16 protein-coding genes are annotated in these 17273 nt (G+C 66.8%); 5 read left to right on the forward strand and 11 right to left on the reverse strand.

What is annotated here, in order from left to right; genetic code table 11:
* Positions 1-41 precede the first annotated feature (41 nt).
* From FPJ27_RS07070 to FPJ27_RS07095, 6 genes are all read right to left on the reverse strand, one after another.
* A complete protein-coding gene (locus tag FPJ27_RS07070) occupies positions 42-626 on the reverse strand; it encodes a nuclear transport factor 2 family protein (protein ID WP_204422455.1) in 585 nt (194 codons plus the stop codon).
* A 98-nt stretch (positions 627-724) separates the two neighbouring features.
* Positions 725-1486, reverse strand: a complete 762-nt coding sequence (locus tag FPJ27_RS07075; protein ID WP_204422456.1) for a class I SAM-dependent methyltransferase — start codon at positions 1484-1486, stop codon at positions 725-727.
* 13 nt (positions 1487-1499) lie between these two features.
* Entirely contained in the window at positions 1500-2126 is a 627-nt protein-coding gene (locus tag FPJ27_RS07080; protein ID WP_204422457.1) for a LysE family translocator, read from the reverse strand.
* 149 nt (positions 2127-2275) lie between these two features.
* Positions 2276-3547 (reverse strand): HipA domain-containing protein, encoded by a 1272-nt coding sequence (locus FPJ27_RS07085; protein WP_204422458.1) that lies wholly within the window; start codon positions 3545-3547, stop codon positions 2276-2278.
* Entirely contained in the window at positions 3544-4056 is a 513-nt protein-coding gene (locus FPJ27_RS07090; protein ID WP_072439119.1) for a helix-turn-helix transcriptional regulator, read from the reverse strand. Before FPJ27_RS07090 ends, FPJ27_RS07085 begins: the two co-directional genes overlap by 4 nt.
* Positions 4057-4255: 199 nt before the next feature.
* On the reverse strand, positions 4256-5176 hold the full coding sequence (locus FPJ27_RS07095; protein ID WP_204422459.1) for a LysR substrate-binding domain-containing protein: 921 nt from the start codon (positions 5174-5176) through the stop codon (positions 4256-4258).
* Positions 5177-5284: 108 nt separating this feature from the next.
* On the opposite strand from FPJ27_RS07095, the gene FPJ27_RS07100 reads away from it, so the two are divergent.
* A complete protein-coding gene (locus FPJ27_RS07100) occupies positions 5285-6367 on the forward strand; it encodes a tartrate dehydrogenase (RefSeq protein ID WP_204422460.1) in 1083 nt (360 codons plus the stop codon).
* Between the two features lie 212 nt (positions 6368-6579).
* Positions 6580-7890 carry an MFS transporter gene (locus FPJ27_RS07105; RefSeq protein ID WP_204422461.1) on the forward strand — a complete coding sequence of 437 codons (1311 nt, stop codon included), beginning with the start codon at positions 6580-6582 and terminating at the stop codon, positions 7888-7890.
* Between the two features lie 83 nt (positions 7891-7973).
* Here FPJ27_RS07105 and FPJ27_RS07110 read toward each other — a convergent pair whose 3' ends face one another.
* The 5 genes from FPJ27_RS07110 to FPJ27_RS07130 all read right to left on the reverse strand — a co-directional run bounded on the left by FPJ27_RS07110 (position 7974) and on the right by FPJ27_RS07130 (position 13521).
* On the reverse strand, positions 7974-8270 hold the full coding sequence (locus tag FPJ27_RS07110) for a hypothetical protein (protein ID WP_204422462.1): 297 nt from the start codon (positions 8268-8270) through the stop codon (positions 7974-7976).
* 97 nt (positions 8271-8367) lie between these two features.
* On the reverse strand, positions 8368-8865 hold the full coding sequence (locus FPJ27_RS07115) for a shikimate kinase (RefSeq protein WP_204422463.1): 498 nt from the start codon (positions 8863-8865) through the stop codon (positions 8368-8370).
* A 218-nt stretch (positions 8866-9083) separates the two neighbouring features.
* The gene (argG, locus tag FPJ27_RS07120) at positions 9084-10418 is read right to left on the reverse strand and encodes an argininosuccinate synthase (protein ID WP_072439129.1); all 1335 of its coding nucleotides are present in this window, start codon (positions 10416-10418) and stop codon (positions 9084-9086) included.
* A 329-nt stretch (positions 10419-10747) separates the two neighbouring features.
* Positions 10748-11818, reverse strand: coding sequence for an FUSC family protein (locus FPJ27_RS07125; RefSeq protein ID WP_072439130.1), 1071 nt, complete (start codon positions 11816-11818; stop codon positions 10748-10750).
* 155 nt (positions 11819-11973) lie between these two features.
* Positions 11974-13521 (reverse strand): sensor domain-containing diguanylate cyclase, encoded by a 1548-nt coding sequence (locus FPJ27_RS07130; protein WP_204422464.1) that lies wholly within the window; start codon positions 13519-13521, stop codon positions 11974-11976.
* A 588-nt stretch (positions 13522-14109) separates the two neighbouring features.
* Between FPJ27_RS07130 and FPJ27_RS07135 the strand changes: the two genes are divergently transcribed.
* From FPJ27_RS07135 to FPJ27_RS07145, 3 genes are all read left to right on the forward strand, one after another.
* Complete coding sequence (locus FPJ27_RS07135) at positions 14110-15639, forward strand: amino acid permease (protein ID WP_204422465.1); 1530 nt, start codon at positions 14110-14112, stop codon at positions 15637-15639.
* Between the two features lie 262 nt (positions 15640-15901).
* Complete coding sequence (locus tag FPJ27_RS07140; protein ID WP_034182147.1) at positions 15902-16147, forward strand: DUF3717 domain-containing protein; 246 nt, start codon at positions 15902-15904, stop codon at positions 16145-16147.
* A gap of 184 nt (positions 16148-16331) precedes the next feature.
* Positions 16332-17249, forward strand: coding sequence for a LysR family transcriptional regulator (locus FPJ27_RS07145; RefSeq protein ID WP_034182148.1), 918 nt, complete (start codon positions 16332-16334; stop codon positions 17247-17249).
* Positions 17250-17273: the final 24 nt, after the last annotated feature.

Genomic DNA, 17273 nt, shown 5'->3' on the forward strand with positions numbered 1-17273 from the left:
CGCGGAGCCGAATGGCCCCGCGCGCACGCGGGCGGGTTCGGTCACGCCGCTGCCGCCGCCTCCCGGAACGGCGCGATGAACGCCCAATCCGGCTGTGCCGCCGCCACATCCGCCAACCCGCGCGCGAACGCCTGCACCGGCAGCCACGGATAGCCGAATGCCGTGTGCAGCGCATCGAGTTTCACCGACTGCGGGTCGTCGATCGTATCCATCCGCGCGATATGAATGTGCAGCGCGGCAACCCGCGCAACGCCTTCGCCATCGCACGCGAACTGCCAGCGATACGTGCCGTGCCCGATCCGCAGCGCGCCGTTGTCCTTCTGCCGCATCACGACGAGCCACGGCATTCCGCTAACGCCGTGTTCGTCGACTGCGGGTTCCGCGCAGACGTAATAGGTCCGGCACCGCTCGAACCGCTCGCCGAATTCCTCGACCAGCGTGCGCGCAATGGCCGCCGCGCCCGTCACGCGCGGCGGAAAATCGATGTCGTCGTTCGCGAGCGAAAAGCTCAGCTCGGCATCGGCCGCGAAGCAGTCGGCGATCAGTGCGGGCCGGGTCAAGTCCTTCGCGCGCAGATAGCATTCGAGCAGTGCGCGAACCTGCGCGGGATGAAGCGGGAAGGGCATGGTCGAGTCTCCAGTAGCGGGTTATCGGGCGGCACGCTCCGGCATGCGTATGCGGTGGCCGCGCTGCCGGTTGCGGGCTGACGTATTCGAACGCGCACTCACGCGCGGCAGATCGCGACGATCTCCGCGCTGGTTACGTCGTCGAACGGTGCGTGTTGCCAGTCGCCACACCAGTCGGCCGATGCGAATCCGGCCGCGGCTACGCGCGCCTGCAATTCGGGTTGCGCGATGAAGCGCAGCCGGCTCGTGTTCTTCAGCAACATGTCGTCGCGGCGGAAACGGTAGTACGTGTCGAACGTCACGATCGCGCCGTCTACCGCGCGCACCGCATGATGGAGATCGACGCCGCCGAATTCGCGCGATTCGACGCTGCATGCCGAATGCTCCGGCGTCCACGCGCGCCACGGCGCGACGCACGGGTTGCGGGTGTCGAACAGGAAACGGCCGCCGTCGGCGAGCACGTGCCGCACGCCGTGCAACGTCGCGTCGATTTCGTCGTCGGTCAGCAGGCACTGGAATGCGTGCCCGGTCATCACGACCGCATCGAACGGCGCGCCGGGCGGCAGGCCGACCAGATCGCAGGCGATCCAGCGTACCGCGCTGGCGCTCGGCTGGCGTCGTGCGTAATCGATCATCGCCGGCGCGGGATCGATCGCGACGACGTCGTGCCCGGCCGCCGCGAGCCGGCGCGCGAACGTGCCGGTGCCGCAACCGAGGTCGAGAATGCGTTGTCGCGCGGCGCCGATCACGGATGCGTAGAACGCGAAGTCGCGATCGCCCGCGTTGAACAGGTCGTAGATCGCGACGAGGCGCGGGTCGGTGTAGAGGGCTTCGCCGGTGGGCGCTGCGCGGGACGTCATGCGGCCGCGCGCGTCAGCGCTGCTGCACGGCCACGCGCAGCCCGAGCGCGATGAAGATCGAGCCGATGATCTTCCCCTGCCAGCGCGTGAGCCACGTGAGCCGCTTCACGATGCGGCCGAGCGGGCGGATCGAGCACGCGATCAGCGTCGTATAAAGCGAGCTGAGCACGACGAAGATCAGCCCGAGCACCGCGAACTGCACGAACGTCGAGCCGCGTTCCGGATGCACGAACTGCGGCATGAACGCGAGGAAGAACAGCGCGGTCTTCGGATTCAGCACTTCGGCGGGAATCGCCTGCAGGTACGCGTTGAGCGGCGTGACGGACGACACCGTCGGCAGCGACGGATCGGACGGTTTGTCGAGCAGTGCGCGCACGCCGAGATAGATCAGGTATGCGGCGCCGACCAGCTTCACGACGTTGAACGCGAGCGCCGACGTCATCAGCAGCGCGGACAGCCCGACCGCCGCGAACAGCGTATGCACGAAGTCGCCGCTCGCGACGCCGAGGCCGGTCAGGATGCCGGTCTTGCGTCCGCCCTGCACGGTGCGGCTCAGCACGAGCAGCACGGCGGGGCCGGGGATCAGGAACAGGCCCAGAACGACGGCCGTGAAGGTGGTCAGCGTGGTCAGGTCGAACATGGCGGCTCCGGCAGGTTGGCGCAGCGGCGGGGGATCGGGGCATTGTATTCGGTTCGGAGCGCGTCTGCCGACGCATCCCGCGAACCGCCCGGCTGCGTCGGTACCTTTCTGGTATAAGCACGAAAGGAGGGGCGCTGAACGAAGGGCGGTCAATCGTTCGCGAGATGGAACGCGTCGGCCATCCGCTCCTGCTCCCGCGCAGGCAGCACGAGTCGCGTCGCTAGCGTTCTCCATTGGCTGACGACACTGCGGAAGTCGTCGATGATCTCGTCGGCGTCCTGCAGCTTGAGCCGAAAGTATTCGCATACCTCACGGGCGAGGTCGAGGTCGAGTGTATTGTCTGCTTCCGTAATGTTGAGCTTGAGACCATCGGCGACGGCGACAGGATTCATGTCGTAGGCCGCCGAAAGTCTCCACCCCGATCCCGGTACCAGAATGAATCCGTGATTGCGCAGATGATCGTCGGTGTTCGAGACCAGAAGGTTGAAGACGATTCGCGCCCATAGCTCGCGCAAGTCGGCATTCGGTTGTGCGCCGTGCCGCATGAGGACTTCGGCCAATTCCAGGTAGCTGACGCCTGTCGACGCATCGTCGCCGTCGACGTGGCCGGTCATGGTCATCGCGGACGCGAAATGCAGGCGTTGGCCGTCGGCAGTCCGATCGAAACGCCGGACCAGGAAACAGTGATGGTCGCTGGCGAACTTTCGTGCCTCGGCGTGGGCGACGTTCAGGCCGCAACCGACCGCCAGCGCATTGACGACCATTTCCCAGCCACCCACGTCGTAGTCGTCCCGTGCGCTCGGAAACTTCGCGATATAGAGACGGCCTCGATCGTCGGCGACGCTTGCCTTGGGTCTTGCGCCACCGAGCGAGCCGCCGGGGGCGATGAGCATCGACAGCCAGTCGCGGCCATTCGGGGCGGTATTGTCGACGTCTTCCTCCAGCGCGCGACTTGCGTGTTCCAGTTCACGAATCTCTGCAAACGGCGGCGCAGCGAGATCATGGCGATCGTCGAGAAATTCTCCGGCGTCGTCGAGCCGGTAGCGCAGCGCGCCAACGCGGTAAAGGTCGTGAACGCCAAGCAGGTAGTCCGATTCGTGGAGTCGGGTGCCTTTCGGTCGCAGGCCGGCACGAATGTCTCGCTCCAGCCTGCGATCCATCAGCATGCGGCCCCACCGATCGGGGCTGGAATCGGCGAAGGCGCCGAACGCGTCCCGCGGCGGGGCCGGATATTGGGGGCCTTCAAAGAGACCGATTGCCGGATCGATCTGCACGCTTGCGAACTCGGGAGCCGCCAGTGCGGCAGAGGCGTACTGGAACTCGAACCGCTCGCTCGCCCGCGTCTTGCGGCTGTGCAGGAGTCCGAGCTTTCGCGGTTCAGGCAAGCCGTCCCAATCTGCGTAGACACCGATCGTCGTCATTTCCCGCGATGCTCCCCATGCCGTTTTCGTGCCGGCTTCAGCAATGCGACAAGATCGGCTGCCGTCGTGCCGCGGGTATCGCCGGGTTCGGTTGTTTCGGATGCCGCCGTGCCTGCTTCGGCCGCTTTCGTGGCGGAGGGAGCGCTTGCGCGCATGCGCCGATCGGGCGTGGGCGACGTGGCGGAGGAAAGAGACGGCGCGGTTCGTCGGGCGGATCGTGGTTTGACGAGGCGGGCGTCCTGAAGCTGGCGGCCGAATTCGTCCGTGGCGGCCAGCTTTTCCAGATCGTGCTGGAGCCCCAGCACCTGCATGACGGACAGATAGGCGCCGATGGTGACGCCCGACCCGCCGGCTTCCAGCGAACGAAGCGTCATCGGCGACATGCCGGCGCGTTCCGCAACCTGCTTGGCCGTCAGCTTCCGGCGCAGGCGCGCAAGCTTCAGCCGCTCGCCGAATTCGGCAAGCAGTTGGTTCGATACTGGCAGGAGCGGAGCCGTCTTTTGTGCCATAAGGCTAGTATTTCAATGTTTTGCTAACGAAGATGCCAAAATATTAGCACAATCGATGCAGCTCGCGATTGGCTTTGATGCTTGGTCGATATGCGGGAATGTAAATATTTTGGCGATTGACAGATGAATTCGCCAAAATAATTGGTTTTCGGGCATCCACTTCATGCGCGCGGAGCAGTCGTGCGCCCCATTCCGATTCCTACACCGCCCTCAACCGCCCCAACTCGTCCGCCAGAAAATCGACGAACGCGCGAATCCGCGCGGACATCTGGTGACGTTGCGCGTACACCGCATAGATATCGGCGCCCGGTGTTTCGTGGTCGGGCAGCACGACCACGAGGCGACCGTCGGCGAGATAGTCGCGGAGGTCCCATTCGGCGCGCATCAGGATTCCGTGCCCGTCGAGCGCCCACTTCACGGCGATCTCGCCGTCGTTCGTCGTCAGGTTGCCGTTGATCCGCACGGCTTCCGTGTTGCGTGCCGCGCCGCGCCCGCTGGTCAGGCGCCAGATCCCGTAACCTTCGTCGCCCTGCCGGATGCCGATGCAGTTGTGCCGCATCAGGTCGTGCGGCGTGCCGGGCGTCCCGTGCCGCGCGAGATACGCGGGCGCCGCGCACAGCAGCCGGCGGTTCGGCGCGAGCCGCCGCGCGACGACGCGCGTGTCGGGCGGCTCGCCGAAGCGGATGCACACGTCGAACGCGTCGTCGGTGAGCGGCGGCGGCATCACCGACAGCTGCAGCTGCACCGACACTTCCGGATAGCGCGCGACGAAGCGCGAGATCGCGGGGCCGACGTGGCTGCGCCCGAAACCGAGCGTCGCGTTCACGCGCAGCAGCCCCTTCGGGCGCTGCTTCGCGCTGCCGAGCAGCTCGCCGAGTTCGTCCATCTGGTCGAGGATCCGGCGCGCGTAGTCGAGATACACGTCGCCTTCGGGCGTCAGCATCATCCGCCGCGTCGTGCGGTTGACGAGCGTCACGCCCGCGCGCCGCTCCATCTGCGTGAGCCGCTTGCTGACGGCGGCCGCGGTCAGCCCGAGTTCGCGCGCGGCCGCGCTCAGGCTGCCCGACGCGGCCAGTGTCGAGAAGAAGCCGAGATCGGCCGGCTGGACAGTATCCGCCATGACGGGATTCGTGAATTCAAGTTAAAGATGCTTTGATTCTAGCGCCGGTTCCTGCACTTCTGGTTCGGTAAAGTGCGTTCACGCTCACGATCAATCGAGGATGTCCGCATGAAGACCTACCGTATCGCAACGATTCCCGGCGACGGCATCGGCAAGGAAGTGGTGCCGGCCGGCAAGCAGGTGCTGGAAGCGCTGGCCCGCGGCTGCGATCGTTTCGCGTTCGAGTTCGAGGATTTCGACTGGGGTGCCGATTACTACCGCCAGCACGGCGCGATGATGCCGGCCGACGGCCTCGACGCGTTGCGCGGCAAGGACGCGATCCTGTTCGGCTCGGCGGGCGACCCCGACGTGCCCGATCACGTGACGCTGTGGGGGCTGCGCCTGAAGATCTGCCAGGGCTTCGACCAGTACGCGAACGTGCGCCCGACGCGCATCCTGCCCGGCATCGACGCACCGCTGAAGCGCTGCGGGCCACACGACCTGAACTGGGTCATCGTCCGCGAGAACTCCGAAGGCGAATACGCGGGCGTCGGCGGCCGCGTGCATCAGGGGCATCCGATCGAGGCCGCGACCGACGTGTCGATCCTCACGCGCGCCGGCGTCGAACGCATCATGCGCTTCGCGTTCCGGCTCGCGCAGTCGCGTCCGCGCAAGCTGCTGACCGTGATCACGAAGAGCAACGCGCAGCGGCACGCGATGGTGATGTGGGACGAGATCGCGAAGCAAATCGCGCAGGAATTCCCCGACGTCACGTGGGACAAGGAACTCGTCGATGCGGCGACCGCGCGCATGGTCAACCGGCCGGCGTCGCTCGACACGATCGTCGCGACCAACCTGCACGCGGACATCCTCAGCGATCTCGCCGCCGCGCTCGCCGGCAGCCTCGGCATCGCGCCGACCGGCAACATCGATCCCGAGCGCCGTTATCCGTCGATGTTCGAGCCGATCCACGGCTCCGCGTTCGACATCATGGGCCAGGGGCTCGCGAATCCGGTCGGCACGTTCTGGTCGGTCGTGATGCTGCTCGAGCATCTCGGCGAAACGGAAGCCGCCGCGCGCGTGATGCAGGCGATCGAGGCCGTGACGGCCGACCCGTCGCTGCATACGCGCGACCTCGGCGGCAGCGCGACGACCGCGCAGGTGACCGCGGCCGTGTGCGAGCGCGTCGCGAACGCGGCGGTCGCGGCCTGACGATCGACGCGGCGCTGCACATGCGTGCTGCGATGTAGCCGCGGCGCGAGTGCGCAACCGGTAGCGGGCCGCTGCCCGTTCGTCATCCTACCGGTTTTTTATGCCCGCGACTCGCGCATCCGACGCGAGCCGGGCGCCGGCCCGCGCGCTTCGTCGCGGCGCCGGCGAGTATTCACAGACAGAGCACGGCTCGACCTCGAAGGAGGAGACACATGCAAGCGGATCTGGAAACCCGCGTCGCGCGGAAACTGATGTGGCGCATCATTCCGTTCGTGATGCTGCTTTATTTCGTCAGCTTTCTCGATCGCGTCAACGTCGGCTTTGCCGCGATGACGATGAACAAGGCGATCGGCCTGTCGCCGACCGCGTTCGGGTTCGGCGGCGGCCTGTTCTTCATCGGCTACTTCCTGTTCGAAGTGCCGTCCAACCTGATCCTCCATCGCGTCGGCGCGCGCATCTGGATCGCGCGCGTGATGATCACGTGGGGCCTCGTGTCGGCCGTGTCCGCGTTCGCGGCCGGGCCGACGAGCTTCTACGTGCTGCGCTTCCTGCTCGGCGTGGCCGAAGCCGGGTTCTTCCCCGGCATCATCCTGTATCTCAGCCTGTGGTTCCCCGCGAAGCAGCGCGCGGTGGCCGCCGCGTGGTTCATGGCGGCCGCGCCGATCTCGACCGCGATCGGCTCGCCGCTGTCGGGTGCGATCATGCAGATGCCGCCGATGTTCGGGCTCGCCGACTGGCAGATGCTGTACATCGTCGAAGCGCTGCCGGCGATCGCGCTCGGCTTCGTCGTGCTGAAGTGCCTGACCGATTCGCCGTCGAAGGCCGCGTGGCTGCGGCCGGACGAGCGCGACTGGCTGATCGCGAAGCTGAAGGCCGAAGCGGACGTGCGCCACACGCATGCCGGGCATATGGCCGGCGCGTGGCAGGCGCTGCGCGATCCGCGCGTGCTGGCGCTCGCGCTGATCTACTTCGGCACGTCGGCCGGGCTCTATACGCTCGGGCTGTGGGCGCCGCTGATGGTCAAGCAGTTCGGCTTCACCGCGCTGCAGACGGGCCTGCTGACCGGCATCCCCAGCATCGCCGCCGTCGTCGCGATGATCGTCTGGGCGCGGCATTCGGATCGCACCGGCGAGCGCATGTGGCACGTCGTGATTCCGTGCGTGCTGGCCTGCATCGGTTTCGTATTCGCGGGGCAGGCGAGCACGGCGCTCCTGACCGTGCTCGCGCTGGTCGTCGTCAACATCGGGATCAGTGCAGCGAAGGCGCCGCTGTGGGCGATGCCGAGCGCGTTCCTGTCGGGCGCGGGCGCGGCTGCGGGGATCGCGATGATCAACTCGATCGGCAACCTCGGCGGGTTCGTCGGGCCGTTCGCGATCGGCTGGCTCAAGCATGTGACGGGCGGGTATGCGGCGGGGCTTTATGTGGTGGCGGGCACGCTCGCGGTGTCGGCGGTGGTTACGCTGATGTTGAGCCGGAAGGGGGCGACGACGCAGGTCGTGACGGGGGCGCAGCAGCATCATTGAAGGCGGTCGCGATCATGCATCCGGACGCGCACGCTGCGCGGTCACGACGGTGAGCGCGTGCGGATTCCCCGGCCGGGTATTGCTTACGCATGGAACCAGAACCACAGGCCCGGGATGCAGAGCAGAAGGTGCAGCGGGAGCGCGACACGGAACGAGGTTCGCGGAGGCTGGGCCGGTTTCGACGCGTCGGACGCGAGACAGCCGATGCCGACGGCAAGCGCCAGGATGGAGACGGCGGCCATGCTCCGCAGACCGAAGCCGAGAACGCCGACGCCTGCATAGGGATCGGCCATCGAGCTGGCATAGCCGTAGCACATCACCATCGCAATGATTTCAATGACCGCGAGCCACGCGAGGAGAGAGCCGCATCGTGTCGTCATGTTGTCTCGGGTGTCGTTCCCGGTTGGCGAAAAGTCCAGAGGATACACGGGACTGCGGTGAGGTTCTTCGCGACGGTGCGTGTCCGAAGCGGCCGCGTCAATGTACGGGAAGCGCCGCACGGCGAGCAATCTCCGTCGCACACGCATCGGCCGATGCCTTCGACGTATCGATCACGCAATCGCTGAACGCGCGCGCCGCATACCCTTCCCGATACATCTCGGCGATACGCTGCCGCTCCCAATCCGTCAGTGCGCGCGTGCCGCGATTCGAAGCCGCGACCGCTTCGGGCGGCGCGAGCGTCACGACGAACAACCTTGCATCGCGCGCATCGCAAGCCGCGCGCAGCCGTTCGAATTCCGCGTCGCCGATCGGATAGGCGATCACCAGATGGCGCTCGCGCGCCTGCGTGATTTGCGTGACGAGACGCTCCAGCGCGATCGCCCACTGCACGTCGAACGGTGCGTCGTCGGGCGCATCGTGATCGTCGCCGTCGATGAAGCGCGCATCGGGCAGCATGCGTGCGAGTGCGAGGCCGATCGTCGTCTTGCCGCTGTTGATCGGGCCGTTCAGGTGGATGACGGTGAGAGGGCTCATGGGGACAGGCACGAATCGGACGACTCGCAGCTTGCCATGACTGGCGCGACGTTGCAGTGCCGTTGGTGCGTGGCGCGGCGTGGTGCGATTGCGGAGGGGAAAGCGGAAAGGCGGGGAGAGGCGGAAGGAACGGCAGGCTGCGTGCGTGATGATCGGCCCACGCGGCCTGCCCGGCCGTGCCGCATTCAGCGATGCGGCACGGCGTCGAACGACGCGACTTACTTGTCGTCGCCCTTGATCTGCGGCAACGCCGACGCCTCGCCCGGCGTCAGCAGCCCGACCTGCGCATACACGCGCAGCTTGTCGCGCGTATCGGTGATGTCGAGGTTGCGCATCGTCAGCTGGCCGATCCGGTCGCGCGGCGAGAACGTCGATGCCACCTTCTCCATCGACAGGCGTTCCGGCTGGTACGTGAGGTTCGGCGACTTCGTGCTCAGGATCGAGTAGTCGTTGCCGCGGCGCAGTTCGATCTTCACTTCGCCGGTGATCGCGCGTGCGACCCAGCGCTGCGCCGTTTCGCGCAGCATGATCGCCTGCGGGTCGAACCAGCGGCCCTGGTACAGCAGGCGGCCGAGACGGCGGCCGTTCTCGCGGTACTGCTCGATCGTGTCTTCGTTGTGGATGCCGGTGACGAGACGCTCGTACGCGATGTACAGCAGCGCGAGGCCCGGGGCTTCATAGATGCCGCGGCTCTTCGCCTCGATGATGCGGTTCTCGATCTGGTCGCTCATGCCGAGGCCGTGGCGGCCGCCGATGCGGTTCGCTTCGAGCAGCAGCTCGACCGGATCCTTGAACTCGACGCCGTTCAGCGCGACCGGCTGGCCGGCTTCGAAGCGCACCGTCACTTCTTCCGCGGCGATCTTCACGTCGTCGCGCCAGAACGCGACGCCCATGATCGGGTTCACGATCTTGATGCCGCTTTCGAGGCTTTCGAGATCCTTCGCCTCGTGCGTCGCGCCGAGCAGGTTCGAATCGGTCGAATAGGCCTTCTCGGCCGACATCTTGTACGCGAAACCGGCCTGGTTCATGAATTCGGACATTTCGGCGCGGCCGCCGAGCTCGTCGATGAACGTCTGGTCGAGCCACGGCTTGTAGATCTTCAGGTCCGGGTTCACGAGCAGGCCGTAGCGGTAGAAGCGCTCGATGTCGTTGCCCTTGTACGTGCTGCCGTCGCCCCAGATGTTGACGCCGTCTTCCTTCATCGCGGCGACGAGCATCGTGCCCGTCACGGCGCGGCCGATCGGCGTCGTGTTGAAGTACGTGACGCCGGCCGTCGTGATGTGGAACGCGCCGCTTTGCAGCGCCGCGATGCCTTCGGCGACGAGCTGCGCGCGGCAGTCGATCAGGCGGGCGCCGGCTGCGCCGTATTCGATCGCACGCTTCGGGATCGCGTCGTAATCGTCTTCGTCGGGCTGGCCGAGGTTCGCCGTGTATGCGTACGGGACGGCGCCCTTCAGTTTCATCCAGTGCAGCGCGGCGCTGGTGTCCAGGCCGCCGGAGAAGGCGATACCGACCTTCTGGCCGGTCGGGAGGCTTTCGAGAATCGTGCTCATAGGAATTACCGTGGATTGGGTCCGGTGGGATCGTATTTCGCGGAATATGCGAGTATCGGCTGTCCGGGAAGTTGGGGCAAGGGCTGATTTTCGCGCGGATACGTCGTCCGGCCTGTCGCGGCGGGCCCGGCGGGCGGTTAACCAGGCGGAGAACGCCGCGCGAATCGGCGCCGCTCGGCGGCGGAAACGGGCTCGGACGCGCGCCGTCGCGGGCCGTGCTTCCGGGGCCGGATCGGCCGAACGGCGTACCCGCCGCCGTCAGGATAGCGGTCCGCCAACCCGAAAGGAATATGAAAGTAAGGCGGGTGAAGCACGGAATCCCGCGAACCTCAGATATTCCACGACTGCGCGGTATCGAGCAGCTTCTCGCGCAACTGATCGACTTCGCCGGCCAGCTTCGCCGTGATCGACACATAGCCGGACAGTTGCGGCGGCGGTGCGTCGTGCGGCGGGTCGGCCGGCCGGCGGCGCGGCGCGAGCCGGCTCGGCTTGCCGAACTTGAGCGCGCGGCTCGCGCCGACCAGCGTGTCGCGGATGCGCCGGTTCACGGCCTTCATCTCGACGCGCATGTATTCGCGGGCCGCCACGTCGTCGCGGGCCGGCACCGCGCTCGACAGGATCTCCAGATAACCGATGCACAGGCGCAGGCTGCGCTGGATCGCCTCGAGCTGCGTCATCGACGTCTCGCATTCCTTCGACACCGACGGCATCAGCGAACGCAGCTGCACGAGCAGCGCGCTCAGCGCGGCCATTTCCTTCAGGTGGGCGTCGTCGCTCACGTGGCGGTCGCCGGCGAGCCGCGCGTGCACGGCCGCGCACGCGCGCAGCGCGTCGGCGAGCTTGTAGCGCCACGAGTAGGTTGCATAGAGCGGCAGCGCGAACGAAAACGCCAGCGCGATCGCGATGCCGATCAGCACGTTCACCGCGCGCCACAGGCCGTCGACGATCTCGTTGTCGCCGTGCCCGGCGACGATCACCATCGTGATCGCCGACAGCAGCGCGATATAGCCGGCCTTGCCGATCGCGTGATACGCGCAGATGCCGCACGCGAGCGCCATCAGCAGGTAGATCGCGATCGGTGCGTGAGCGGCGGAATACAGCAGGATCAGCCCGAGCCCCGCGAGCGCGCCGATCGACGTGCCGAGCGCGCGCTCGGCCGCCTTCTTGCGGATGTTGCCGTGATGCTGCAGCCCGCCGACGACGATCAGCACGGTGATCGTCGACCACTCGCCGTGCGGCACGCGCAGGCCGGTGGACAGGCCGATCGACACGAGAATCGCGAGCGCGACGCGCGCCGCATGGATCAGCTTCGCGTGCCGGTAGCGGCGGTACGGATCGAGCAGCGGACGGAGCGCGTGGCGCAGGAGTGGCGGCAGCCGGGTAGGGAGCGAGGCGGTCATGACGGAGCTGAGGTGGCCGGAACGCGCACGGCGGCTTGCGCGGGCCGGCGCCGCGCCGCATGCGCAGCAGACGTAACGCTAGCCGAACGCGCGCGGGCTGTCCACGGCGCGGCTGTCCGGCGTGGCCGGCTGCCGCATCGTGTCGCGACGACACGTCACGCCATGTCACGCCATGCGTCGGCCGCGCTCGGCTGCGCGTCCGACACGCGGTTGCGTCCGCCGGACTTCGCGCGGTACAGCGCCTCGTCGGCGCGCCGCAGCAGCGTTGCGGCGTTCGCGCGGCCGTCGGCGGCGGTCGCCGTGCCGATGCTCGCGGTGACGCGCCCGTACGGGCTCTTCACGTGCTCGATGCCGAGCTCCGCGATCGCGCGCCGGATGCCTTCGGCGACGGTTGCCGCGCCATGCGCGTCGGTGTCGGGCAGCGTGACGACGAATTCCTCGCCGCCGTAGCGCGCGACGTGGTCGCCGTCGCGGCGCAGGCAGCGCGACGCGGATTGCGCGACGCGGCGCAGCACGTCGTCGCCGGCCGGGTGGCCGTAGTAGTCGTTGAACGCCTTGAAGTGATCGACGTCGACGAACAGCACGGACAGCGGGCGGCCGCTGCGCGACGCACGCTGCGCCTCCTTCGCGAGCACCGTGTCGAACGTGCCGCGGTTGTCGAGGCCCGTCAGCGAATCGGTGTGCGCGAGCCGGTACAGCTTCGATTCGGCGATCTGCCGGCGTTTCAGTTCGCGCGACAGCGCCAGCGAGCCCCACGCGATGAACCCGGTGAACAGGAACATCAGTACGACGGTCCAGATCGCGCGGTGGTGCCACGGCGCGTAGACGTCGAGCTCGGCCGGCGCAACGTCGACGATCAGCGGCAGGCCGGGCAGATGCTTGTAAACATAGATGCGCCGCACGCCGTCGATGCTGCCCATGCCCGACAGCACGCCTTCGCGGCGGCGCAGCGCCTCGATGAACAGCGGCGAATCGTGCAGGTCGAGGCCGACCACGCGCGCGTCGTAAGGCAGGCGGCTCACGAGCATGCCGTTGAGCTCGGCGATTGCCGCGCTGCCGTGCTTGCCGACCGCGAGGCCGTCGAGCAGCGCGCGGAAGTAGTCGATGCTGAGCGTGCCGACGACCACGCCGCCGAACGTGCCGTCGGACAGCGTGATCCGGCGGCTGAGCGCGATCGTCAGTGCGCCGCCGCGCAGCCGGGACGCGTAGGGCCGGCTGATGTAGAGGCCCTGCGCGAGCCCGTTGCGGTGCACGGTGAAATAGTCGCGGTCCGCATAGTTGCCTTGCCGCGCGGGCGACACGCTCGAATCGATCACGATATTGCCGTGCGTATCCATCACGAAAAGCGACCCGAGATACGCGCCGGTAGCGGCGCGGTCGAACAGCAGCCGGTGGCGCTGGCGCGGTGGCAATGTCATCAGTTCCGGATCGGCCAAGCCGTCGACGACGTTTTGCAGCGACAAATCGTAGAGTTCGATATTGCGCGCGATATCGCGTTCGATCAGCAGCATCAGGTTGCGCGCATTTTCGACCGCGTGCTCATACGCGTCGCGTCGCGCCTCGATTAAAAGCGACGTCGAAAGTCCCCAACTGAACATCAGCAGGACGATGCCAGCGACGAGCACGCCGCGGGGCGACAGAATGCGTGCCACGATCGACGCGGTATGGCGGCGCAGCGTGGCGGGCAGCGGGAGTGACTTCATCCTCGGGGGGGCGGGGGCGGTGGATACTCGCGTTGTCGACGGTTCCGCGCGCTGATTATTTCGAATTAACCCGCATTATCTCGCGAATTCCTGCAACTCGTGTGCGCATGCAAAACATGCATGCGGAAACAGCGATTCGAAACGATTACGCATCATTACTGCATGGCGCGCGGGCGATTTGATTTGAATCAATTATCAGTATCGGTCGTTTTGTCTGATTAATGGTGCGACGCCCGGTCGATTTTTCGTATCGGCGCGGTATTTGGCGGATCAAGACAGGATTACCCGCTTATCGGGCGGAATGAAAAGCCGAATAACCCCGGGATACCCATGGTTTTCGCGACGGCAGGCGGCTGCGGTTGCGCCGGTGCAGCCAACTCCTTGATTCTGCGAAATCTCTGCGGCCGCGGCGGGCGTGTGCGCCTGAGCTCCCTCCATGGCGAATCAGGTAGAATCCGCGCTTCGCCGCAGGCGCCCGCCGCGCAACGCGTATCGGGGCCGCATCGAATGCATCGCAGGACGCGTACCGCGCTCCGATTCCGCATGCGCCGGCTACGGATGCCGGCCCGCTCAACGTTCGTCTCGTTTATGTCCGCAATTCCGAAATCCGACCAACCCGGTTCGTCCGCGAACCCACCCAAGCTTCATCGCGCCCTGAAGGCGCGCCACCTGACGATGATCGCCATCGGCGGCTCGATCGGCACGGGCCTGTTCGTCGCGTCCGGCGCGTCGATCTCGCAGGCCGGCCCCGGCGGCGCGATGGTCGCGTACATGCTGATCGGCCTGATGGTCTATTTCCTGATGACGAGCCTCGGCGAGATGGCCGCGTTCATGCCCGTGTCGGGTTCGTTCGCGACCTACGGCGCGAAATACGTGGACGAAGGCTTCGGCTTCGCGCTCGGCTGGAACTACTGGTACAACTGGGCCGTGACGATCGCGGTGGAGCTCGTCGCCGCGCAGCTCGTGATGCACTACTGGTTTCCGGACGTGCCGGGCGTGTGGTGGAGCGCGGCCTTCCTCGCCGTGATGTTCCTGCTCAACGCGCTCACCGTGCGCGGTTTCGGTGAGGCCGAATACTGGTTCGCGCTGATCAAGGTCGTCACCGTGGTCGCGTTCATCGGCGTCGGCCTGCTGATGATCTTCGGCATTCTGAAAGGCGCGCCGAGTAACGGTTGGGGCAACCTGACGATCGGCGACGCGCCGTTCGCGGGCGGCCTGCCGGCGCTGATGGGCGTCGCGATGATCGCGGGCTTCTCGTTCCAGGGCACCGAGCTGATCGGCGTCGCGGCCGGCGAATCGGAGCACCCGCGCACGACGATCCCGCGCGCGGTGAAGCAGATCTTCTGGCGGATCCTGCTGTTCTACGTGTTCGCGATCTTCGTGATCGGCGTGCTGATTCCGTACACCGACCCGAACCTGCTGAAGACGGACGTGACCGACATCGGCGTGAGCCCGTTTACGCTCGTGTTCCGCCACGCGGGCCTCGCGTTCGCGGCCGGCGTGATGAACGCGGTGATCCTGACGGCCGTGCTGTCGGCCGGCAACTCGGGCATGTACGCGTCGACGCGGATGCTCTACAACCTCGCGACCGAAGGCCGCGCGCCGAAGGTGTTCGCGAAGCTGTCGCCGGGCGGCGTGCCGCGCAATGCGCTGTATGCGACGACGGCCGTCGGCGCGCTGTGCTTCTTTACGTCGCTGTACGGCGACAAGACGGTGTACCTGTGGCTGCTGAACACGTCGGGGATGACGGGCTTCATCGCCTGGCTCGGCATCGCGGTCAGCCACTACCGGTTCCGCAAGGGCTACGTGAAGCAGGGTTATGCGCTCGACCAGCTGCCGTACCAGTCGAAGTGGTTCCCGTTCGGCCCGCTGTTCGCGTTCGTGCTGTGCCTCGTGATCGCGCTCGGGCAGGACTATCAGGCGTTCCTCGCGAACAAGATCGACTGGGCCGGCGTGATCGCAACCTATGTCGGCATTCCGCTGTTCGTCGTCGTGTGGCTCGGTTTCCGGCTCCTGAACAAGAGCCGCTTCGTGCGCTACGAAGACATGGAGATCGCGCCGTGGATCGCCGCGAGCCGCGGCGCGCAGCCGGTGGCGAATCGCGAAACCGCGGGCTGACGCGGGCGCGGCAGGCGGCCGCGCGACATGCGATGAAACGGGAAGCCTCGCGCTTCCCGTTTTTTTTGCCCGGCTTTTGCCTGCACGGGGTCAAAGCCGGTTATATTGCCCGACCCTACCGGGCCACGGCCTGGCCGGCGCGACACGCGCAGCGCGGATCGGCATCCGGCGCGCATGGCGCGCGGCGGCCGGCGGCGCCCGGCGTTTTCATCGTTCCATCCGGGCCGGCACGGCCCGCGGAGCGCGCAACCCAGAGGAATCCATGAGCGCATCACCCGCCGAGCGGAAGGCCGGACCCGTTTCCATCGTGCGAATCGAAGCCGCGATCAACGCGTGGCGCGAAGTGTACCCGCCGGCACCGGACGGCGAGGACGGCTACGCGCTCGACGCCGGCAGCAATTGTCTCGCCGAGCTGTACGGCACGATGATCTGCTATCGGCTGCCGGACGTGCCGCTCGACTCGCTGAGCAACGAGCAGCGCGACGCGCTCTACGCGACCGAGGTGTGACGGGCGGTCGCGACGCTGCCGCGACACGGCCGGCGTCGATCGGGAAACGGGAAGCCTGAAGGCTTCCCGTTTTGCTTTGGGCGGCGCGTGGCCGTGTGCGTGGAGGTTTGCGCCGCCTGCGGTATCGTGACGACATCGTCCGGCCATAGTTTGACGTCGGGGCGCTGTCCGGGAGGCATCGAAAATGGAGTTGAGACACCTCCGCTACTTCGTCGCGGTTGCCGAGGAGCGGAATTTCACGCGTGCGGCGGAACGGCTGCATATCGCGCAGCCGCCGCTGAGCCGGCAGATCCAGCAGCTCGAGGAGGCGCTCGGCGTGCCGCTGTTCGAGCGCAATGCACGGCCGCTGAAACTGACCGACGCGGGGCGCTTCTTCTATTCGCACGCGGTGCAGCTGCTCGCGCAGACGGCCGAGCTCGAATCGATGACGAAGCGGGTCGGCAAGATCGAGCGCAGCATGTCGGTCGGGTTCGTCGGCTCGACGCTGTACGGGATGCTGCCGAAGATCATCCGGCGCTTTCGCAGCGAGTATCCGGCCGTCGAGCTGAGCCTGCACGAGATGTCGACGATGGACCAGATCAAGGCGCTGAAGGAAGGGCGCATCGACGTCGGGTTCGGGCGCATCCGCCATGAAGATCCGAGCGTGCGGCGCGTCGTGCTGCGCGAGGAGCGGATGATCGTCGCGCTGCCGGTCGGCCACCCGCTCGACAGCGCGAAGCCCGTGCTGTCGCTGCACGATCTCGTGAACGACACGCTGATCATCTTCCCGAAGGCGCCGCGCCCGAGCTATGCGGACCAGGTGCTCGCGGCCTTTCACGATCGAGCGCTGCAGCCGCGGCGGATCTACGAGACGCGCGAACTGCAGATCGCGCTCGGCCTCGTCGCGATGGGCGAGGGCGTGTCGGTCGTGCCGCACAGCGTGTACGGGCTGAAGCGCGACGACATCAGCTACAAGCCGCTCGACGATCCGAACCTCGTGTCGCCGATCATCATGAGCATGCGGATGCTCGACGAATCGGAGGACATCCGCGCGATGCAGGCGCTGATCTACCGGCTGTACGACGAAGCGCAGATGGAGTATCTGCCGCCGCAGCCCGAATGAGCGCGCGGGCGGTGGGGGCTTGCT

The sequence above is a fragment of the Burkholderia sp. MS455 genome (assembly GCF_016899445.1).
GTDB classification, from domain to species: Bacteria; Pseudomonadota; Gammaproteobacteria; order Burkholderiales; family Burkholderiaceae; genus Burkholderia; species Burkholderia pyrrocinia_C.